18 protein-coding genes are annotated in these 21,377 nt (G+C 58.4%); 10 read left to right on the top strand and 8 right to left on the bottom strand.

Translation table 11 applies throughout. The features are described 5' to 3' along the window. Position 1 precedes the first annotated feature (1 nt). The 6 genes from CLH62_RS03440 to CLH62_RS03415 are packed head-to-tail and all read right to left on the bottom strand — an operon-like array spanning position 2 to position 6,948. On the bottom strand, positions 2-1,723 hold the full coding sequence (locus CLH62_RS03440) for a BatD family protein (RefSeq protein WP_099616733.1): 1,722 nt from the start codon (positions 1,721-1,723) through the stop codon (positions 2-4). Beyond that, positions 1,717-3,528, bottom strand: a complete 1,812-nt coding sequence (locus tag CLH62_RS03435) for a VWA domain-containing protein (RefSeq protein WP_099616732.1) — start codon at positions 3,526-3,528, stop codon at positions 1,717-1,719. The genes CLH62_RS03440 and CLH62_RS03435 overlap by 7 nt, the downstream gene beginning before the upstream one ends. Then, positions 3,518-4,546, bottom strand: a complete 1,029-nt coding sequence (locus CLH62_RS03430) for a vWA domain-containing protein (RefSeq protein WP_099616731.1) — start codon at positions 4,544-4,546, stop codon at positions 3,518-3,520. The genes CLH62_RS03435 and CLH62_RS03430 overlap by 11 nt, the downstream gene beginning before the upstream one ends. After that, a complete protein-coding gene (locus CLH62_RS03425; protein ID WP_099616730.1) occupies positions 4,540-5,010 on the bottom strand; it encodes a DUF4381 domain-containing protein in 471 nt (156 codons plus the stop codon). Before CLH62_RS03425 ends, CLH62_RS03430 begins: the two co-directional genes overlap by 7 nt. Continuing rightward, the gene (locus tag CLH62_RS03420) at positions 5,007-5,948 is read right to left on the bottom strand and encodes a DUF58 domain-containing protein (RefSeq protein ID WP_099616729.1); all 942 of its coding nucleotides are present in this window, start codon (positions 5,946-5,948) and stop codon (positions 5,007-5,009) included. The genes CLH62_RS03425 and CLH62_RS03420 overlap by 4 nt, the downstream gene beginning before the upstream one ends. A 37-nt stretch (positions 5,949-5,985) precedes the next feature. Then, a complete protein-coding gene (locus tag CLH62_RS03415) occupies positions 5,986-6,948 on the bottom strand; it encodes an AAA family ATPase (protein ID WP_099616728.1) in 963 nt (320 codons plus the stop codon). 164 nt (positions 6,949-7,112) lie between these two features. Here CLH62_RS03415 and CLH62_RS03410 point away from each other — a divergent pair, with 164 nt between their 5' ends. The 5 genes from CLH62_RS03410 (at position 7,113) to CLH62_RS03395 (ending at position 15,550) form a co-directional block, all read left to right on the top strand. Continuing rightward, positions 7,113-12,005 (top strand): NAD-glutamate dehydrogenase, encoded by a 4,893-nt coding sequence (locus CLH62_RS03410; protein ID WP_099616727.1) that lies wholly within the window; start codon positions 7,113-7,115, stop codon positions 12,003-12,005. Between the two features lie 66 nt (positions 12,006-12,071). Continuing rightward, on the top strand, positions 12,072-12,752 hold the full coding sequence (gene can / locus CLH62_RS03405) for a carbonate dehydratase (RefSeq protein ID WP_099616726.1): 681 nt from the start codon (positions 12,072-12,074) through the stop codon (positions 12,750-12,752). A 123-nt stretch (positions 12,753-12,875) separates the two neighbouring features. Continuing rightward, the gene (locus CLH62_RS21065; protein ID WP_170005750.1) at positions 12,876-13,049 is read left to right on the top strand and encodes a hypothetical protein; all 174 of its coding nucleotides are present in this window, start codon (positions 12,876-12,878) and stop codon (positions 13,047-13,049) included. 128 nt (positions 13,050-13,177) lie between these two features. Next, entirely contained in the window at positions 13,178-14,227 is a 1,050-nt protein-coding gene (locus CLH62_RS03400) for a class I SAM-dependent methyltransferase (protein ID WP_099616725.1), read from the top strand. A gap of 165 nt (positions 14,228-14,392) precedes the next feature. Continuing rightward, positions 14,393-15,550: a class I SAM-dependent methyltransferase gene (locus CLH62_RS03395; RefSeq protein ID WP_099616724.1), complete on the top strand. Its 1,158-nt coding sequence runs from the start codon at positions 14,393-14,395 to the stop codon at positions 15,548-15,550. Between the two features lie 24 nt (positions 15,551-15,574). Here the strand turns inward: CLH62_RS03395 and CLH62_RS03390 are convergent, their stop codons facing one another. Then, on the bottom strand, positions 15,575-16,195 hold the full coding sequence (locus tag CLH62_RS03390) for a riboflavin synthase subunit alpha (RefSeq protein ID WP_099616723.1): 621 nt from the start codon (positions 16,193-16,195) through the stop codon (positions 15,575-15,577). Between the two features lie 156 nt (positions 16,196-16,351). Between CLH62_RS03390 and CLH62_RS03385 the strand changes: the two genes are divergently transcribed. From CLH62_RS03385 to CLH62_RS03365, 5 genes are all read left to right on the top strand, one after another. Beyond that, positions 16,352-17,245 (top strand): hypothetical protein, encoded by an 894-nt coding sequence (locus CLH62_RS03385; protein WP_099616722.1) that lies wholly within the window; start codon positions 16,352-16,354, stop codon positions 17,243-17,245. Positions 17,246-17,305: 60 nt separating this feature from the next. Next, complete coding sequence (locus CLH62_RS03380) at positions 17,306-17,983, top strand: TetR/AcrR family transcriptional regulator (RefSeq protein ID WP_099616721.1); 678 nt, start codon at positions 17,306-17,308, stop codon at positions 17,981-17,983. A gap of 85 nt (positions 17,984-18,068) precedes the next feature. After that, complete coding sequence (locus CLH62_RS03375) at positions 18,069-18,533, top strand: L,D-transpeptidase (protein ID WP_228152797.1); 465 nt, start codon at positions 18,069-18,071, stop codon at positions 18,531-18,533. Between the two features lie 24 nt (positions 18,534-18,557). Beyond that, positions 18,558-19,775: a mechanosensitive ion channel family protein gene (locus CLH62_RS03370; RefSeq protein WP_099616719.1), complete on the top strand. Its 1,218-nt coding sequence runs from the start codon at positions 18,558-18,560 to the stop codon at positions 19,773-19,775. Beyond that, positions 19,772-20,560, top strand: coding sequence for an S-methyl-5'-thioinosine phosphorylase (locus CLH62_RS03365; protein ID WP_099616718.1), 789 nt, complete (start codon positions 19,772-19,774; stop codon positions 20,558-20,560). The genes CLH62_RS03370 and CLH62_RS03365 overlap by 4 nt, the downstream gene beginning before the upstream one ends. Here the strand turns inward: CLH62_RS03365 and CLH62_RS03360 are convergent. Beyond that, entirely contained in the window at positions 20,535-21,359 is an 825-nt protein-coding gene (locus tag CLH62_RS03360; RefSeq protein WP_099616717.1) for a CsiV family protein, read from the bottom strand. The two genes, CLH62_RS03365 and CLH62_RS03360, sit on opposite strands and share 26 nt — an antisense overlap. Between the last annotated feature and the right edge of the window lie 18 nt (positions 21,360-21,377).

The following is a 21,377-nucleotide window of genomic DNA, read 5'->3' as shown; positions in this document are numbered from 1 at the left end:
CCTAGGCCAGGCCTTGGGGAAAGAGCGGCGGCAGGTCAGTCCGGGAATCCGGCTTTGTAGTCGCTTCCCTTATCTGCTGCAATGCCCTGACCATGGGGCGCCCATCCCAATCGTCAGTGCCTTGACCGGGCGCGAAAAGCCGAGCCTGCAGTTTTCTGGTCTCCGCCGTTAACGCATCGTTCCGGAAATGGCCGGTAACGTCTGCCGCAGAATGAAAGCCATGACCGGGGGCGTGCAGGTTGGCCCATTCCACCAGCAGTTCCGGCGTTGTCGCAGAACCGTCCCGGGTGGCCTTGATGAGTCGTTCAAAGGCGGCCCGATCATTTCTGTTCTCGCTGGTAACCGGCCGTTTTGCCGGATTCCGCGACCGCCACCAGACCAGCAAAGTCCCGATCCAGAGTGCTGCCAGCGTCAGGCTGAGCCATTTCCAGGGCGTGCTCAGGTCCGGGGTCGGCGTATCCGGGGAGCTGGGCTCCGCACTTGTTGTGGGGAGCTGACCGCCTGTTGTCGCTGTGTTCTCCGGCGGCACTGCGTCGGCGGTGGCTGTCGGGTCTGTGACCGTCAGCGTTTTTTCCGGAAGCACAGCAACACGTTCGCGATCGGCTTCCGTGTCCCACCAGTGTATGCGGATGGCGGGCAGGGTCATTTGCCCGGCCTCAATGGGTACCAGGGCCACTGACTGAGTCAATGATGAGGTAAGCCCGTCAGGCGTTGTCTCAGTGGTTCGTTCGGGTTGTTCCGGATAACTCCTCAAACCCGGTGGCACGACATCCGGCAACGGCGGCAGCGTCTCTGAGGGCAGGTCGGTTGCTGTCAGCCGGATTTCACGGGTGATGTTTTCACCGGTTTCGACTTCAAGAGTAGGCGGCAACCCGGCTTCTGTCAGGTTTACGCTGCTTGCCGGCAACCAGGTTTTCCCGGTGAACTGCGATGGGACGTCCTTGACCGGTATTTCAAACAGCTCCTCGCTGTCCCTGAGGAATTTCAGCTTGCCCTGGGCGTCCCGGGCCTGTCCCTCAAACCGGATCGGGGAGAGCTTGAAGTTGCCCGGGCGCTGGGGAAACAGAGCATAGCGGCGTTCCACTACACGATAGCGTACGCCGTCACGGTAGCGTGAGAATTCCTGTTGCCTGCCGAGCGGTTCGATAACGACATTGGGGTGTTGGGGCTCAGACAGTTCTCCCCGAATCAGGTTGCCGCGGAAAAACAGACTTACGGTCAGCGTCAACTGCTCTTGCACATAAACCTCGGCCTTATCGGCAGACAGTTCAATAAAACTGTCACGGCCGGTGTTCTCCTGATCCGGAGGCGTGCCGTCCACTACTTCGACCGTGACAGGCTCGGAAACAGCGTTATTGAAAGTGAGGGCGGGAATGGTCAGTTCACCGGTGGTTGTCGGGGCAAGCTGATAGGTCCAGGTGATCTCCCCCACCATCTGGTTGTTGATCGTCTGGATGCTGTATTGCTGGTTCTGTGCCAGAATCTCGAAATCCGGCTGTACCTTTTCGATATCGGGCTTGGGCAGGTTAGACATGTCGAAATCGAACAGGTTGCCCAGGTTGATATCGATTTCCATGCTGCCTTTGACCGTGAGGGTCAGCACTTCACCCTCGTACAGCCGGGTTCGGTCAGGCTCGACTGTAAGTTCTTGTGCCTGGGCCGGTAGCCAGATTGCCGTTAGAAGAAAAAGACAGACGGCTGCTGTGATCAACCGTTTTACCATGGTGTATCGCCCTCATCGGATGGAGTCTGGCGTTGTTGATACTGTTGCAGGAACTTGCGTTGTAACAGGCCGCCCGGGTTGTCGGGAACCCGTCTGAGCGATTGCTCCTGGCTCTGCGTCAGGGGTGTTTCAGAAATGGGCGCAGGTGCCTGGGACTGATTCGTCTGTGACTCCCGTTCTACTGACCCCTGCTCCGGAGTTTCTTTCTTCTGGTCACCGTTCTGCTGACCCGGTTCGCGGTTCTGCTCGCCTGACTCTTCAGGGTTCCCGGCTGAACGCTGGCTGTTCCCGGGGTTTTGCTGCTGCTCGTTGCCAGAGTCACCGGGATTTTTATTGTTTCCGGGCTGGCTCTGACTATCCTGCTGATTGTTGCCATCGCCGCCCTGGGATTCTGACGGGTCTTGCTGTTTATTGCTCTGACTGTCGTCTTTGCTCTGATTTTTCCGTTTCAGTAATTCCTCGACAATCTTCCGGTTGTGGCGGGCATCTTCCATCTCCGGATTCGCTGCCAAAGCCTTATCATAGGCTGAGAGGGCTTCTTCGAGTTTGCCTGCTCTGGCCAGTGCATTGCCCCGGTTGTAACTGGCGCGGGGCCCTTCGGCCCGGGAAAAGACCTGGGCGGCCGCATCAAACTGACCAGACCGATACAGTGCGGAGCCTTTCCACTCGGGATCATCCAGCCTGGCGGCTGCCTGTTTCGGATCATTCTGGATCAGTTCATTGGCTCTCTGATCCTGACGTTGCCAAAGGTCGGCCCAGGTCATGGCTGCTGCCGGCTGTGGAAGCGCTGGCAAAAGCACCAGCGCCAGGGCAGTTAATGCGCCCCGGCGCCAGCCCAGCAAAATCAAGGGGGCAGCAAGCCAGAGCAGCCAGTAACCGTCATCCTGCCAACGGCTGACAGTCAGCCCTGCTTTTGTTTCCTGCCAGTCACCGGAGTCTTTCGGACTGAGCTCAAGGGATTCAATATCGGAGCTGTTGAGGGTCAGTTCATGGCTCTGTCCTCCGGTGCTCCGGGCAAGCTCTGACAGGGCGTCGGGGGTGGCGCGGCTGATCACAATGTCACCGTCTTCACGAATGAATCCGCGGCGGGCGAGGGGGATGGGCCCGCCTTCTTCCGTCCCCACCACTAGGGTGTTGAGCGCATACCCGGCGCCGGACAGGGTGTCCCGTATGTCAGGCCAATAGCGTTCACTGATCTTATCGGTGATTACCAGAATCCGGCCGTTACCCGGCGCACCCTGTTTCAGCAGGTCGGCCGCCCTGGCGACGGCAAGATCAGCGCGATTGCCGGTGGCTGGCATAATGACTGGATCAAGCACATCCAGCATGCCCTTGATGGTTCTGGCATCGTCGGTCAGCGGTGTGACCACGTGAGCATCGCCGGCGTAAACGAGCAGCCCGGTCAGGCTGCCCTGCCGCACCGCGAGAATATCCCGGATTTTCCGTTTGGCTCGGGTCAGACGGTCTGGTTCTACGTCGGTTGCCAGCATGGAGAGTGACAGGTCAAGTGCGATCACAAGGCTGTCACCCGGCTGCTTAAGCGGGGTAGGCGCTTCCCGCCATGCCGGTCCGGCAAGGCCCGTGGCCAGAACGACCAGGGCAATGGCAGCCGGTACCATTGGGGATTTGTGGGTTCTGCCTGATGTGCCATCGTGCCGTATGACAGGCGACAGCAAACGAGCCGGAATGAGCCGAGCCCAGCCGCTGTCCCCCAGACGAAACTGGCGGAACGCCAGGTACATCAGAGGCAGCAGCAGAACCAACAACAGCCAGAACGGGCGCAGGAAATGAAAATCAGCCAACATCCGGTTTCCCCTCCCTATGCGGGCGCCGCGAGGCCAGAAACTGGCCCATGTGCCGGTACAGAAACAGCATGGCCCACAAGGCTGCCGCGAGGCCGGCGGGCCAGGCATAGAGTTCGGTGACCGGGCGGTAGTATTTGCCCTCCAGTTCGATAGGCTCCAGCTGATCAATGCTTTCGTAGATCAGCTCAAGCTCTGGCAGGCTGCGGGCGCGGAAATACTCACCGCCGGTCTGCTGCGCCATTCGGGTCAACAGGCTCTCGTCCAGATCCCGGGACGGGTTGACACGGCGCGACCCCAACAGGCCGCGTTGCACCATGGACTCCGCGCCGATACCGATGGTGTAAATCCGTATGCCGGCGGCAGCGGCAATCTCCGTGGCCTTGTCTGGTGTGATTTCGCCGGCGGTGTTGGCACCATCAGTGAGCAATACCATCACTCGCTGATCTTGGGGTCGGTCCCGGAGCCGCTTGGTGGCAAGGCCAATGGCATCACCAATGGCGGTGGCCCGGCCTGCCATACCGAGGCCGGCTTCCTGCATCAGGGTTCTGACGGTTTCAAGGTCAAAGGTCAGGGGCGCCTGGACGTAGGGTTCGGTGCCGAAAAGGATCAACCCCAACCGGTCGCCCTGGCGGCGGGAGATGAAGTCATCAAGGACCCGCTTAACAGCTTGCAGTCGGTTAATGCTCCGGCCCTGAAGCACCATGTCCTGCTCGTCCATACTGGGAGAAATATCCACCACTAACATCAGGTCACGGCCGGAAACCGGCATCTGAGTTTGTTCGCCAACATGCTGCGGCCTCGCCAGAGCGATGACCAGTAATACCCACATCAGAAACAGCAGCAGTTTCTGCCACAGCGGCATAGCACTGCCGCGGCGGCTTACGCCGGGCAGGTCTGACAGCCAGTGGCCAATCGGCAGAACCGGTGCATCCACCGACTGCCCCTGAGGTTTGCGCCACTGAAGAAGCAGAGGAATGATTACCAGAGTGAGCACCCAGGGCCAGGCAAGGTTCAGCATTTCTGGCCTCCCAGCCACAGCCTGGCAAATGCCAGCGCCTGAGCAGGCTCGGTTGACACCGACGGCCGCCAGGCGCTTTGTACCAGGGCCTCAGCCACCGGCCTTGAGGCAACCCGGTGTTTGGGGCCTGTGGCTAGCAGGAATTCCACCCAGGCATCACCGGTCAGGGCTTCCGGGTGCGATTCCGGGTATCGCTCCCGGGCGGCCTGCTTCAGAAGCGTATTCAGCTGCATAAACCACCGGGCATCCGGGGTCGCCGAAAGCTCCAGCAGGGCCAGTTCCGACCGTGCCGACCGGAACCAGCGGTTTTTGCTTCTGCGCTTGAGAGTCAGCCAGATCAGTGCCGCGATGAGGGCAATCACCAGAATGGCCAGGATCCACCACCCAGGCGCTGGCGGCCAGAAGCCCCCTGGATCGGGCAGGTGAATGTCTCTGAGCTGGCTGAGTGGATCTTGCGGATTCACCCGATTCGCCCCCCTGGTCCGAGCAGTGATTTCAGAGCCACCGCTGGATCCTCTCCCGTCGAGACAGTTGCTGCAATAACGCCCGAGGTTCGGAAACAGTCTTGGAGCTGCCCTTCATGGTGGGCCACCTTCTCATGCCAGGCTCTCTGGAAGCGCGGGTTGGCGGCGTCAAACCAGACTGGGCCATCGGGGCCCGCTACCGCGAACCGCCCGGCTTTGGGTAATTCCTTTTCCAGGGGATCGACGACCCTGAGTGCACTGACAGCATTGTGGCGGGCCAGGGCGCCCAGCAGTTTCCCGGTCTCCGGGGAGATCTCCAGAAAATCGCTGATCACGAAAATCCTGCTGCCGGTATGGGCAACCCGGCGCGCCTCGGTCAGGGCCGTATCCAGCCTGGCCGGACCGGCACCTTCCTTTTGCGGCAGGTCGCGACTCGACCTGTGTTGCTGCTCCGCCAGGGTATCCAGCAGCCGTAGTACCGATTTTTTGCGCCGGGCCGGGCGCTGAACGCTCAGCGTTTCACCATTAAAGACAATGCCGCCGACCTGGTCGCCGGACCAAAGAGCCAGCCAGGCGAGAATGGAAGCCAGCTGGGCGCATCGCACCTGTTTGAAGGCGCCGGTACTGGCGAAAAACAGGCTGGGGCCGAGGTCGCACAGGAGTAGTACTGGCCGTTCCCTTTCCTCCTCGTAGAGCTTGGTGTGCGGTGCCTGCCGTCTTGCGGTTACCCGCCAGTCGATACTGCGGATGTCATCGCCGGGCTGGTATAGCCTGACTTCGGCAAAAGCCATGCCCCGGCCGCGCTGGGGCGATCGCTGAAGGCCGGCCTGGCGGGAACGTACCGGGCGTGCTGAAGGCAGTTTCAATGCCCTTGCGTCTGCCTGCAGGCGGATGAGATCCGGCAGGCCGATGTTGGTTACGGCGTCGGTATTCGGCATTCCTGACGGCTCCCGTGAATAACTTCCGTCGTCGCTTTCAGGCACTTACCGGAACACGTTCGATCAGCCGCTCAATCACGGTGTCTGCGGTCATGCCTTCGGCCTCGGCCTCAAAGGTCAGCAGTATACGGTGGCGCAGTACATCAAAGGCCATGGCCCGGACGTCGTCGGGCGTGACATAGTCGCGGCCATCAAGCCATGCCAGAGCACGGGAACAGCGATCCAGAGCAATGGTGCCCCGGGGGCTGGCGCCGAAGGCTGTCCAGCGTGCGAGCTCCGGGTCCAGGGTGCCCGGGTCCCGGGTTGCCAGAACCAGTGCGAGCAGATACTGCTCGACAGCCTCTGCCATGTAGATGTCGGCCACCTCGGCCCGGGCCGCAAAAACCTGTTGAGCCGTGAGACGGAGGTCAGTCTTTGGCAGGCCCTGCCGATAATCGTTCCGGGCGAGCTGAAGAATAGCTTTCTCCGCTTCCGCCGACGGGTAATGGATTACCACGTGCATCAGGAACCGGTCCAGTTGCGCTTCGGGCAGCGGATAGGTGCCTTCCTGCTCAATCGGGTTCTGGGTGGCCATTACCATGAATGGCTGGTCCAGAGTGAAGGTGCGCATGCCCACGCTGACCTGTCGTTCCCCCATGGCTTCCAGTAGTGCTGACTGTACCTTGGCTGGTGCGCGGTTGATTTCGTCGGCCAGCACCAGATTGTGGAAAATAGGGCCACGCTGGAACTCGAACTGGCCGGTTTCCGGCCGGTAGATCTCGCTGCCCGTGACGTCTGATGGCAGCAGGTCCGGGGTAAACTGGATACGGTGGAAATTCCCGTCCAGGTGATCTGCGAGGGCCTTGATCGCAGTAGTTTTGGCCAGACCCGGAGCCCCTTCAACAAGCAGGTGACCGTCTGCGAGCAGGGCGATCAGCAGGCGGTCTACCAGTTTTTCCTGGCCGATTATCCGTTTGGCTAACTGTACCCGTAACTCACCGAACGTATTCTGTAACGACATTTGAAGTGACTGCTCCCTCTCATTGAGGATTATTCCGGAGAAACCCGTATCGTGCGTAGGTAGTTGCCGCAGTTTTAGCGTCTGGCCGGCAAAAATCAAGGGTTTGACTATGCTTATGTGACGATACCGTGATTACGTTTATTTCACACCAACTGAGGTCGACCATGAATGCGCTGACAGTGGCCAGCAAGGATCAGTTCTTTGAACAATTGGCTGAGGCCTTTGCAAAGAAGATTACCAAAACCGAAGCCAAAAGAATCAGCGAATTTGCCAAGCAGCATTACGCACACATTCCCCTGGAAGAGCTGGTAAGCCGGCGATTCGCGGACACCTACGGTGCCGTTCTCGCTGCCTGGCAGTTCCTGCAGAAGCGGTCCGTCGAGGAAACTTCGGTTGCGGTTTTCAACCCGGACCTTGAAAGCGATGGCTGGCAGTCGACCCATACCGTCGTCTTCGTGTTGCACCCCAATATTCCGTTCCTGATTGATTCCCTGCGCATTGCCATCAATCAGCGGGAAATTGGTACCCACTCGATTCAGCATTCAATTCTTCAGGTCCAGCGGGACGAGGACGGCAGGCTGAAGAAATTGCATCCCACCAAAAAGAGTTCTCCCGGATCCGCCTATGAGGCCTTTATCGTCCTGGAAATAGACCGGCACAGTGATCCGGAGGATCTCCGGGATCTGGCAGATACCCTGCGGAACGTGCTCCATGAAGTCCGGATAGCGGTATCCGATTTTCCGCTGGTTTCTGAAAAGGTGACCGAGATTATCGGGGAGCTGGACAGTACCACCGCCGGTATCAATGAAGAGCAGAAGGAAGAGGCCCGGGCGTTTCTGGAATGGCTGGCCCGGGACCATTTCACCTTCCTGGGCTACGACGAATACGACTTTGCCAAGTACAAGAGCGGCATGGTGGTCCGGCGAGTTGAAAACTCCGAGCTGGGTATCCTCAGGGTCAACAATGAGCGGCCAGACAGAGTGCGCCTCAATGAGATGCCCCAGCGTACCCGGCACGAGATGACCCGGACCGACGATATCTTTATCTTTGCCAAGTCAGCCCAGCGGTCACGGGTCCACCGTCCGGCCTATCCGGACTACATCGCGGTGAAGAAGTTCAATAGCAAGGGCGAGGTTGTTGGCGAGCGTCGCTTCCTTGGCTTGTATACCGCCCGGGTCTATAACGAGCGACCGGATGAAATTCCGCTGCTGAGGCGCAAGTTCCAGAGTGTGATGAAACGTTCCGGCTTCCTTCGTGATGATTACGCCGGCAAGGAACTGGAGCAGATTCTGACGCTCTATCCCCGGGACGAGTTGTTCCAGATCGAGCCGGACGAGCTGCTCAAGGTGGCCAAAAGCATCCTGTACATTCAGGAGCGCCGCCGTATTGAACTGTTCATGCGGGAAGATGTTTACGGGGAGTTTGTGACCTGCCTGGCGTTCTTCCCGAGGGATATCTACAACACCGAACTGCGTCTGAAAGTGGAGCAGGTACTGGTGGACCGGCTGGATGCCGAGGACGTCGAGTTTGTTACCCATTTCTCCGAATCTGTACTGGCTCGGGTCCAGTTCACCATCCGGGTGCCCCAGGTTGAAAACCGTCAGCTGCCAACCGGGGAAATCCGTGAGAAAGTCATTGAACTGGCGCAATCCTGGCGTGACGGCCTCTCCGAGGCATTGAGCGAAGCTTATGGTGAAGAGCAGGGCAATGAGCTCTACCGTCTGTGGGCCGGCGGTTTCCCGGCCAGCTATACCGACATGTTCTCGGCCAGGCGTGCGGCGATCGATCTAGAGCATATTTCGGCGTCCGCCATCAAAGGCGACCTTGCCATGAGCTTCTATCGGGCACTGGAGGAGGATGAGAGCACGCTGCACTTCAAGCTGTTCTATCCGGACGAACCGCTGCCCCTTTCAGACGTGATGCCGATTTTCGATAATCTTGGTTTCCGCGTCATTGGCGAGCATCCGTTCGAGGTGACTGACCGCCATAGCAAGACCGTGTGGATTCACGATTTCACCCTCCAGGCTCACACCGGCGATGTGGTTGACATTCATCGTATCCGGCCGATTTTCGAGGAATTGTTCCGGCGGGTCTGGTACGGAGAGGCTGAGAACGATGCCTTCAACCGGATGCTTCTTTCCTCCTATATGAGCTGGAGGGAGATTGCGCTTTTGCGGACTTACGCCCGTTATATGCGCCAGATCCGTTTTTCCAACAGTCAGACCTTTATCTCCAATACGTTGGTGAACCATGTTGAGCTGACGCGGCTGCTGCTCGAGTTCTTCGAAGTTCGTTTCAACCCGGAGCGATACCAGAGCCCGGGTAAATGCCAGGCGGCTCAGCAAAAGCTGGAGATCGAATTCAACGCCGGTCTCGAAAATGTAGAAAATCTCAGTGAGGACCGCGTGCTGCGGCTTTACCTGGAGCTGATCCAGGCCACCTTGCGCACCAACTATTACCAGCAGGATGAAGCGGGCGGCCCGAAACCCTACATCAGTGTCAAGTTCGATCCATCCAGTATTCCGGATGTACCCCTGCCGCTGCCAATGTTCGAAATTTTTGTCTATTCGCCGCGAGTTGAGGGTGTTCACCTTCGGGGCGGCAAGGTCGCCCGTGGCGGCCTGCGCTGGTCTGACCGGTTTGAGGATTACCGTACCGAGATTCTGGGCCTGGTTAAGGCCCAGCAGGTCAAGAACGCAGTGATCGTTCCGGTGGGAGCCAAAGGCGGTTTTGTTGCCAAGCGCCTGCCGGATCCCTCGGATCGGGAAGCCTTCCAGGCGGAGGGGATCGAAGCCTACAAAACCTTTATCCGTGGTTTGCTGGATATTACCGACAACCTGGTGGATGCCAGCATTCAGCCGCCAGAGCGGGTGATCCGTCATGATGAAGACGATCACTATCTGGTGGTAGCTGCGGACAAGGGCACGGCAACCTTCTCGGACATAGCCAATGCTCTGGCTGCGGAATATGGCTTCTGGATGCGCGACGCTTTCGCCTCCGGCGGCAGCAACGGCTACGACCACAAGAAGATGGGCATTACCGCCCGGGGTGCCTGGGTCTCGGTAGAACGTCATTTCCGGGAGATGGGCATCAACCCGGCGCTGGATGAATTCACCGCCATCGGCATCGGCGACATGGGTGGCGACGTTTTCGGCAATGGTCTGTTGTCTTCGGAGAAAACAAAACTGGTTGCAGCCTTTAACCATGTTCATATCTTTATCGACCCGACCCCGGATCCGGAGCGGAGTTATATAGAGCGTAAACGATTGTTCTCGCTGCCCCGATCCGCATGGACCGACTACGATAGCAAACTCATCTCAAAGGGCGGTGGCATCTTCAGCAGGAATGCCAAGTCGATTCCTGTCAGCCCGGAAATGAAAAAACTGCTGGGCATCAAGTCTGATCGGGTTCCGCCAAACATGCTGATATCCCATATTCTCAAGGCACAAGTGGACTTGCTCTGGGTAGGCGGTATCGGTACCTACGTGAAGGCTTCAAGCGAATCCCAAAGCGACGTTGGCGATAAAGCCAATGATGGTCTTCGGATCAATGGGTCGGAGCTGCGCTGCAAGGTTGTCGGCGAGGGCGGTAACCTCGGGCTGACCCAGCTCGGGCGTATTGAGTACGCTCTCAAGGGCGGGCGCCTGAATACTGACTTCATTGACAACTCCGGTGGCGTTGACTGTTCAGACCATGAGGTCAACATGAAAATCCTGCTCAACCGGGCAGTGGCCATGGGTGATCTCACTTTCAAGCAGCGCAACATCATGCTTGAGGAAATGACCGACGATGTGGCTCAGCTCGTCTTGAAGAACAACTACCGTCAGACCCAGGCCATAAGCATCGCCAACGAGGATGCGGCAACGCGCCTGGAGGAATACCGCCGGTTGATGAACACCTTTGAGAGTGAGGGTAAGCTGAACCGCGCCCTGGAGTTCCTGCCGGATGACGAAACCCTGTCTGAGCGCAAGCTGGACAAGAAAGGGTTGACCCGGCCGGAGTTGTCGGTATTGATCTCCTATGTGAAAGGCGATCTCAAGCAGACCCTGATCAACAGCACGCTGCCGGACGATCCGATGCTGGCCGGCGAAATGTACAAGGTGTTCCCGAGGGACCTGACCCAGAAGTTCTCGAAAGAGTTGGGAGAGCACCAGTTGCGCCGTGAAATCATTGCCACCCAGATTGCCAATGACATGGTTAACCACATGGGTATTACCTTTGTGGAGCGGCTCAACCAGTCCACCGGCGCAGATGCGGCCTCGATAGCACTGGCCTGGATCATTGCCCGGGATGTTTTCCGAATCGATAACTGGTGGGACAGGATCGAGGATCTCGATTTTCATGTACCGGCCCAGCTTCAGATGCAGTTAATGCAGGACCTGATGCGGCTGATGCGCCGTTCCGTGCGCTGGCTGTTGCGCAACCGTCGCGCGGAACTGAGCATCCAGAGTCACATGGAGCGTTTTGCCGACAGCGTCTGGGCCATTACCGCAGGCCTTCCGGAGTATCTGGGAGAGCAGGCCCGGATCAGCTGGGAAAAGCGGCATCAGGCACTGGTGGACGCCGGATTGCCTTCAGAGCTGGCTTCCGTGGTTTCCGGTACCGGGCACCTGTACTCGTCCCTCGGTATCATCGAGGCACAGGAAGCGTCAGGAATGCCATTGAAAACCGTCGCCAATCTCTATTACGAGCTGGGTGACCGTCTTGATCTCAACTGGTTCGCCAATGCCATTGCCTCTCTGACGCCGGCTTCTCACTGGCAGGCCCTTGCCAGGGAAAGTTTCCGTGAGGATCTGGACTGGCAGCAGCGGGCTTTGACCACCGGTGTACTGAAGCTGGCAGAAAAGCCGGCGGACGTGCCCGCCTGTGTGGAGGGCTGGATGGAGCGATATCAGCAGATGATCGAGCGCTGGAAATCCATGCTGTCGGAGCTCAAGGGTGTGAGAGAGCCGGAGTATGCCATGTTCTCAGTGGCCTTGCGGGAGCTTCTGGATCTGGCCCAGACCACCATGCATCAGCCTCATGGCGAGGTTGAGGCCGAGGCTCAGACAAACTGAGTATTGCTTTGAAGCCATGATTCCCGTTCAATCGGCGGCCGGGAATCACTGAACGGAGTAGGGGTAATGGGTCAGCTTGACCATCTTCTGGAAAAGAACCGGTCCTGGGCAGATGGCATCAAGGCCCAGGATCCCCAGTTTTTCCATCGCCTGTCCAACCAGCAGGCACCGGAATATCTCTGGATTGGCTGTGCGGACAGTCGTGTGCCGGCCAACCAGATTGTTGATCTGTTGCCCGGTGAACTGTTCGTTCACCGGAACGTTGCCAACGTGGTTGTGCATACGGACTTCAACTGCCTGTCGGTGCTCCAGTTCGCCATTGATGTGCTGAAGGTAAAGCACATTCTGGTGGTAGGGCATTACGGTTGTGGTGGCGTGAGAGCGGCACTGCTCAATGAGGGCTTCGGGCTGATCAGTAACTGGCTGCGACATGTGCAGGATGTGCGAGACCGGCACCAGAAGGTGCTGGATGCCCTGCCGAATGTCCAGGACCGGGTAGACCGGCTGTGCGAACTGAACGTGGTTGAGCAGGTGGGGCATGTGTGCCAGAACAACATTGTCCAGGAAGCCTGGAAACGCAGCCAAGCGCTGACGGTTCATGGTTTTGTCTACGATGTGGCCGACGGTATTCTCAGGGATATGGGGCTGTCGGTTTCAGGCGAGGAAGATCTTGAGCGTGTTCGGCAAACCAGTCTGGATGAACTGATTCTGAGGCCGGTGCGCTCTGGGCGTCAGAAAACCGTCTAGTGAACAATGTAAAATTGCGTCAAAAATTCGTGATGAGTGTCACTTCCTGACCCTCGGCGTCATCACAGTTGGTCACCTCCCGCTTTGGTAGAGTAACGACTGCTGTAAGCGAGGAGGTGAACCATGAAAGAACTGATGCAAAAAGCCCTGACAGCCTTAAACCATCGCAAAGGCGCCTCAGTCGCGTCAGATGAGCGCACCCAGGGACGCAAGCCTTCTGAAAACCGACAGCCTGAGGACTGGGGCATGTCCCCGGAAGACGCTCTCCGTGTGGGCACCGTTGCCCGATACAAGTGATCGCTTGCCTGCTGCCCATTGCCTTTCGTTCTAAAGCCCTCAGAGTCTGGCCTGGCATGGGAGACTCGAGGGCGCATTCCGGTTAAAGTATTCCGTTTTAGAGCCACCCAAGCGGGATTACCTGTTCAATGTCATTACCCAATTCCCACGAAGCCCTGCTGAAGAATCGCCATCTGCTCACAGGGGAGGTTGCCCTGTTGGGTGTTACTTCCGCTGGCCTGTTGTCTGAGCTTTCTGAGTCCGGCGGTATAGCCATGAGTGAGCATGCGGGTGTGTGCGAGACTCTGCGGGGACAGGACAACTGGAAGGTCGGCTTCGGCTACGCCGATCCGGTCTTTAGTGCGGGAGCCTTCAACACCCTTGTGGTGTTTTTGCCTAAGGCTCGGGCCGAGCTGGAGTTGCGGCTGGCACTTGCCCGTTGGCTGGCGGCAAAAAGCGCCCGGCTGGTTCTTGTTGGCGAGAAAAAAGAGGGTATTGCCGGGGCTGTCAAACAGTTGAAAGCTGTGGCGCCACAGGCTGCCAAGGTAGACAGTGCCAGGCACTGTCAGGTGTGGTGTGCAGAAGCCGTTGAACCACTGGCAGGGTTTGAGCTTAGGGAATGGATGAGCTGGACCGGCATGGAATGCGCGGGTATTTATCTGGAAGTCGCCGGGTTACCGGGAATTTTCAGCCATGGAGAGCTTGACGACGGCACCCGAATGCTTCTGGAAACCCTCAGCGAACACCCCCTGCGCGCCAGTCACATTCTCGATTTTGCGTGCGGTGCGGGAGTGATCGGCGCCTGGCTCGATGCCCGGCAAAAGCAGATGCAGCAGCCGGCAATCATCGTCGACGGGGTGGATGTGCAGTCCCAGGCCGTAATCTGTGCCCGGGCCACCTATCAGCGTAATGGTGTTTCTGGCCAAATAATGGCGTCGGACGGCCTGAGCCGTGTTGAGGGTTTCTGGCCGGCGATACTGAGCAACCCCCCCTTCCACAGCGGAGTGAGAACCGATATGTCCATGACCGAGCGTTTCCTTCGCGAGGTTGTACGCCATCTCAGACCTGGCGGCGAGGTTCGTCTCGTCGCGAACAGCTTCCTGCCCTATGAGCCTTTGATGAAACGGTGTATCGGCCCGGTAGAGCGATTACGGGAAGATCGCCGGTTTACGGTATACCGGGCTTTTCGCCGGCCCTGAAATAAAAAAGCCCCTGGGGTGAGGGGCAAAAGGTTCGCGTCCAGAACAATGGAGCTAACCGGAAAAGGGATGTTCAGCGTGAACGCCTCTAACGTTAGGGTTAATTTCTAGAATAATCAGCCTAAAATGGCGTCTTTGTGACAAAACACCCTCAGGATGCCTGAAATGACAACTGCCGAACTGGTTTATGCTGACGGTACTCTGCCCCGAACTCTGAGCCTGAGCCGACCGGGTACCGGAGATCCGACGCTGCGGGCCTGGGATGCGGCGGATGAGCTTCTCCTTGCAGCGGGGCGCAACGCCGCCAGTGGTGGTACAGAGCCCAGAGTCCTGATAGTGGATGATCAATTTGGCGCCCTGTCATTCGGGCTCTCAAGTCTGTCACCAGTGGTCGTTGCCGACAGTGCGAGTCTGATCGCTGCTCTGGACGAGAATGCTTCGCTCAATCCTTCCTTGATTGCGCCTTGCCAGGTGCACAGCTGGATCAACCCGCCTGAAGGACCGTTCGATCTTGTGGTCATGCGAATTCCGCGGCAGGTGGACTATCTCGGCTGGCTGCTGCGCTGGCTCAACGGCGTAATGGCAGACTCCGGTGTCCTGCTGGCTGGAGGCATGATCAAACACCTTCCGGCCAGAAGCGTCGATGTCTTTGCTGAAGCTGTGAATACCGAACAGGTGCTGCCGGCACGAAAAAAGGCCCGGGTCATTCGTTTCAGGAAGGGGAGTGCGCTACTTGGGGATTGGCCGGAGACCTGGAAAGGCTATCAATTGACCGGGCAAAGCGATCATAAGGTTGAGGCTTTACCCGCGGTGTTTTCGAGGGAAAAGCTGGATATCGGTACCAGGCTGCTGCTGTCCCACGTGGCAGAGGCTGTGACAGGTGTCGAACCCGGTGCGCGGGTTCTTGATCTTGCCTGTGGCAATGGCGTGCTTGGGTTAACGGCTCTGGCAGAGCGGCAGGATCTGCAGGTGTGCTTCAACGACGTATCGAGCCAGGCAGTGCTCAGCGCCAGCCACAATGTCGAACGGGCGTTCCCGGAAGCGGAGGTGGCCTTTGTACACGCCGACGGTGTTGAACCAGCGCAAGGCAGATTTGATCTTATCCTCCTGAATCCGCCGTTTCACGAAGGAGGCGTGGTTGGCGATCATATTGCCCAACGCCTGTTCGAGCAGGCCGCCCAACATCTGTCGCCGGACGGCATAGTGTTGCTGGTCGGAAACCGCCATCTGGGTTATCACCGCAGCCTGCGCCGGTATTTCTCATCGGTACATCAGCTGGATGCCAGCCCAAAGTTCGTGGTCTTCCGGGCTGGCAATCGCTGACAAGTCGCCCTGGTAACCGGCTGATCAAAGAGTGGGTGTCGGGCGGTCGTACCCCAGTCGTGCCAGGGTATCCACGATAGTCTGGGTCTGGCTGTCTATTTCAATATTTACCCGCTGGCCTTCCTGAGCTGAGCCAAAGGTTGTGGCCCTGAGGGTTTCCGGAATCAGGTGGACATTGAACCGGTTGCCCCGGACTTCGCCAATGGTCAGGCTGGCGCCGTTAATGGCAATGTAGCCCTTGGGGAAAATGTAGCGGGCCCACTCCTCAGGCACTTCAAACCACAGGGTGACGTTGTTCTCCGGGCGCAGGATTTCGACGACCTTTGCGGTGGTGTGGATGTGACCGGACAGCAGGTGCCCGCCAATCTCATCCCCGATACGGGCCGCGCGTTCAAAATTAACCGGGTCCCCGGCTTTCAGGTCCCCCAGCGTAGTCAGCCTCAGTGTTTCCTGCATGGCGTCGAAGTGGAGTGTGCTGCCTTCCTGGCAGGTTACGGTCAGGCAGGTGCCGTTGATGGCCACAGATGCTCCGATGGCGACACCGCCCACTTTGTCTGCCGGGAAGCGGACAGCGAAGGTGCTAAGACCGGGTTTGGCAGCAATATCTTCAATGATTGCGATCCCCTGAACTATGCCTGTGAACATAACCTGACCTCATAAAATGATGTGCGGCTGCCGGTTTGGCAGGATCGCAAAGGATAGCGAGCAGACCGCTCGATGCCAAGGCGACGGCAAAGGATTCAAGAATCCGGTTTGGTAGTCGATACCTGTTAAAACCACCGTTAATCCGGACAACCTGCCATGGCTGAAAATCAGAGCAAAGCCGCGCAAGCAGATACGCCCGCTCAGGCTCCTGTGCTGCGGCCTGGCCGCGCCGCAGACCCTGTGCCAGTGGCCCCGGCTACACATCCCCGTGTTTCGGCCCCGGCGGCTGCTCCGGTTGGAGCCGTGGAGGTCGCAAAGCCCGGGCAGCGTTCAGACGCTGAAGCTGCACCCGACGCCATGGCCGGGGCTGACAAGGGTGGTGATAAAACCAGTGGCAGCGCAGAGCGGATGGTGGCGGAGTCCAGGCAACGCAAACTGCGGCAGATGCTGCGGCAGTGCGACCGTGTTCTGCTGATGGATTTTGACCTGCTGGCGATGAATGACTGGCCCGACAACTACACTCTGGCCGAGGCGCGCCGGGGCCGGGACCTATGGGTGTTCAGTGCACTGCTCGCCGCAGTCGTCTTTCTCAGCGGCTTGACCGGGTTTGTGCCGGCCTGGATCGCGGGCGGCGGTTTTGGGGCCTTTGTGATGATCCTGTTGCTCGGAATACCTGCTGTTCGTCGGATCTACACGTCGAAACCGTCTTACCTGGATCTCGTCGTCACCCGTCAGCGGATGCTTCGGGAGGCCAGGCGGCATGCCGCGCACCTGGAAGGCGCCGACGGGCTGATATGGCAGTGTGCGCAGATGGCCGACTTTAATCCGGCCCTCAGGAATCCGCGGTTCAGTCATTTGCTGAGGCTGTCTGAGGGCCGCATTCTTTCCCGTCAGCTGACCCGCCGGGAGCACGTGCGCATGTACCTGATCTACCTGCTGGAGGCGGAGAAGGCCTACAGTCGGGTTCAGAAGGCTTTTTTCGAGGGCAACCAGAAAGCCATTGATCATGGCTGGCAGGATGTTGCGGCGGATCCGGAGCCCAGAACTTGACATAACTGCAGTTCAAACGTATGTTTCAAACAGACGTTTGCTAGAGGCATTGAAAACAAAATGGCGCAGTCTGATACCGTTGACCGGATTCTCGATGCAGCCGAAGAGCTGTTCGCCGACCGGGGTTTTTCAGAAACCTCGCTCCGCATGATTACCAGTAAGGCTAAAGTAAATCTGGCCGCTGTCAATTACCACTTTGGTTCAAAAAACGCGCTGATTCATGCCGTCTTCGCGCGTTTTCTGACGCCGTTTTCCGCAACTCTTGAAAGCGCGTTCGACGAACTTGAGGAACGCTGTGAGGGTAAGCCGCCAACACTGAATCAGACGCTATGGGCCCTGACAGAAAGCGCGGTGCGCATGCCCCAGCGGAACGAGAAAGGCATTTCCATCTTCATGCGGCTGTTGGGACTCGCCTATACCCAGTCCCAGGGGCATCTCCGGAAGTTTCTGGAGCAGGAGTACAGCGAGCCCTTCAGCCGTTTTATGCGCCTCCTCAAGGAAGCAACACCGCAGTTGTCCTCTGTCGACCGTTACTGGCGCATTCAGTTCATGCTCGGCGCAACCGCGTTCACCATGTCCAGCAGTGATGCCCTGCGCGATATCCTGCAGAACAAACTGGGTGTTGAAACTACTGTTCAGGAGATTGCCGCCCGGCTGGTCCCCTTTCTCGCCGCTGGGATGCAGGCAGAGGACGCCATGCTGATTCCTTCGTCTGGCAACAAGGTCTCGGTTGCCTGAGCTCCGTCCTCTCGGTTAGGCTTCCCTCTCAATCCCGAAGGGAGGCTGGCCGGTTTTGATACACTCCACTGAAGCTCGAATCGACATTGACCTGACCCTCCAGAGCCTCAGCCTCCTGACCGGAGGTGGACAGGTTCTTGCCTCCTATCCGGTCTCCACAGCACTCAACGGCCCTGGCGAGCAGGATGGCAGTGGCTGTACTCCCAGGGGCAGCCATTACATCCGTGCCAGCATTGGCGCCGGACTTTCTCCCGGGACTGTGTTCCGTGCCCGGCGCCCCACCGGCGAAATTTACAGCCCTGAGCTTGCCCGGGAATACCCCGACCGCGACTGGATCCTCAGCCGGATTCTCTGGCTATGTGGTCGTGAGTGGGGAAAAAACCGGGGTCCGGGTGTCGATACTTTCCGCCGCTTCATATACATTCACGGCACACCGGACCGCGAGCCCATGGGCGTGCCGCTGTCCCATGGCTGTGTCCGGATGCGCAATGCCGATGTGATTGACCTGTTCGATCGCGTCAGGCCGGGAACGGCTGTTGTTATCCGTTAAACCTTCTTGTATCAGAGGAATCCGATGATCGGGGATATCGTGGCCACGCTGAATGGCTGGATTCAGAATTTCGGGCTGTTGTCCGAAGGCTGGCGCGTCGGCGTCGTCGTCTTCGCGCTGGTGTTCGGCACAGCTACGGTAGCGTATGTCGCCAGTCACGTCATCGCGGCGCTGGAGCGCAAGTTCAGCAATACCAATAATCTTTGGGACGATGCACTTCTGCACGCGGCCCGGAAGCCGGTCGTTGCGTTTGTCTGGTTGCAGGGCGTTTACTGGGCAGCTGAAGTGGCCCACCGCTACTCGGATGCCGAAATCTTTACCGCCAATGAAACCGTGCTCAGGATGGGTTTCGTGTTTGTGTTGGTCTGGGCGGTGCTGCGCCTGATCAAGGAAGGCGAGGGGATTCTTGTATCTCCTCTCAAGATGCAAAAGCCCATGGATTACACCACCGTGAACGCGGTGAGCAAGCTGTCCCGGGCCGTGGTTATCATTACCGCCGTGCTGACTGTGATGCAATCACTCGGCTACAGCATGTCCGGGGTACTCGCTTTCGGCGGCATCGGCGGCATCGCTGTTGGTTTTGCCGCCAAGGATCTGCTGGCGAACTTCTTCGGCGGATTTATCATCCACCTGGATCGCCCTTTCAAGGTGGGCGATTGGGTACGCTCCCCGGACCGCAACATTGAAGGCACTGTGGAGCATATCGGTTGGCGGTTGACCACCGTTCGCACCTTCGACAAACGCCCGCTGTATGTGCCGAATGCGGTCTTTACGACCATTGCGGTTGAAAACCCCTCCCGCATGACCAATCGTCGCATCTACGAAACCATCGGTATCCGTTATGCCGATGTGAGCCAGATGGCAACCATAGTTGGAGATATCCGGGCCATGCTGGAGCAACATGAAGACATCGATAGCGAACAGACGCTGATCGTGAACTTCCTGGAGTTCAATGCGTCTTCTCTGGATATCATGGTTTACACTTTTACCAAGACAGTTCAGTGGGTTCGTTTCCACGAAGTGAAGCAGGATGTGTTGCTGAAAATCAGTGACATCATTGAGGGCTATGGTGCCGAGGTTGCCTTCCCGACACGGACCTTGCACCTGCCAGAGGGCCTTAGGTTAACTGGCGCGGGTCGCGACCAGAACCCGGACGCTGAGAGATCTTCGGAGGAGTCGTCTGCGGAGACCGGGCAGCGCCAGAGAAAAGGGGAAGTGGAAGAGTCAGGAGATGCAGAATGACGTCGCCAGAGCAGCTTCATCCGGTTGGAATTATCGGTGGCACCGGGCTGACAACCCTTTCGGGCCTGGAAATCACCGGTGAAAGGCAAGTCGAGACGCCCTGGGGAGTTCCTTCCGCGCCGCTGGTTGAGGGCCGGCTGGATGATCAGACGGTTATCTTTCTGGCGCGCCACGGCAACCCGCACCGTATCCCGCCCCATCAGGTGAACTACCGGGCCAACCTTCGCGCTCTTTACGACGCCGGCGTGCGAACGGTGATTGGTGTGAATGCTGTTGGCGGGATTCACCGGGGCATGGGGCCCGCCCACGTAGTTGTTCCCGATCAGATTATTGATTACACCTGGGGTCGCGCGAGCACGTTTTTCGAGGGTGATCTGGAATCGGTGACCCATATCGATTTCACCTGGCCTTATGACGAGAGCGCCCGCCAGATTCTGATTGATGCCGCTGGCGCGGAAAAAGTGCCGTTCTCGGGTTTCGGGGTCTACGGTGCAACCCAGGGGCCGAGGCTGGAAACGGCCGCCGAGATTATCCGGATGGAGCGGGACGGTTGCGACCTGGTGGGTATGACAGGCATGCCCGAGGCGGCTTTGGCAGCTGAGCTGGGAATGCGCTATGTCTGTCTTGGACTCGTGGTGAACTGGGCGGCCGGAAAATCCGACCACATCATTACGATGGCGGAGATTGAAGAGGCCATTGAGCGGGGAATGTCCGGAGTCAGGCGAATCCTTGAGGTCTCAATGGCCGGTCTTGGTGTGCTTAGTTCGCTGCCTCAATCTTCTTGAAGAAAACCAGGACGCCGATAGTGGGGGAGTCCAGGAAATGGACTTCTTCGCTCCGCATCCGGCGTGTTTCCCGAATCCAGGTGAGCAATTCCAAGGGCGCCGGTTCAGCCCTCAGCGCCTGCGGTTGAGCGGCGGCCCCGCTGGTTGAGGCTGTGGCCGGGTTTGCGCCCTCGGGCTTAGGCGCCTCTTCAGGAGATGCTGCCGGGGCTTCTCCGGGCATCGGCTCATCAATTGCGGGCCGCTCCTCTTTCGCAGGCTGCCAATGGTTCAGGTGAACACCCACGTGGAGATAGCGCTGGCGGTCGATGGTGATGTGGCCTTCCACCTCACGGGTTCCCGCGCCTTCGATCCAGTCGCCTGCCTCGATCCTCAGGGGAGTGCCTTTATATTCCGGCGGGAAGGCTTCGTACCAGCCGGCGCTGACCAGTACCCGGTATCTGCCGCTGCGCTCCAGACGTTGGGCCGCGTTTGCGAGATACAGCTCATTTCGGGGCGCCAGGTCCAGGGTGGTTTCTGTTGATCCGCCCTGAAGCACCGACCAGAGTATCTCTTCTGTTTCGATTGGTGGCTCCACGGTCCGGCCCGTCATTTGTTCATTCACCGCTTCAGGCTCGACAATCCGTTCAAGAATAACGAATTCTGCGCGGTAATAGTCCTCCGGAATCGGTTCGCCCGGTTCCAGTGGCAAACTGGCGCGCTCGGTCTGCTGGGCAGTGCCAGTGAGTGAAAAAGTCAGCAGGAGCGCTGCCAGGATGGCCCGTGTCGCGTATCGGTAACAGCGAATTCCATCAATCTGCAAGGGTAGTACTCCACATGT

The sequence above is a fragment of the Marinobacter guineae genome (assembly GCF_002744735.1).
GTDB classification, from domain to species: Bacteria; Pseudomonadota; Gammaproteobacteria; order Pseudomonadales; family Oleiphilaceae; genus Marinobacter; species Marinobacter guineae.
Note: the sequence above shows the minus strand (reverse complement) of the source record. Positions and strands in the feature narration are given on the sequence as shown.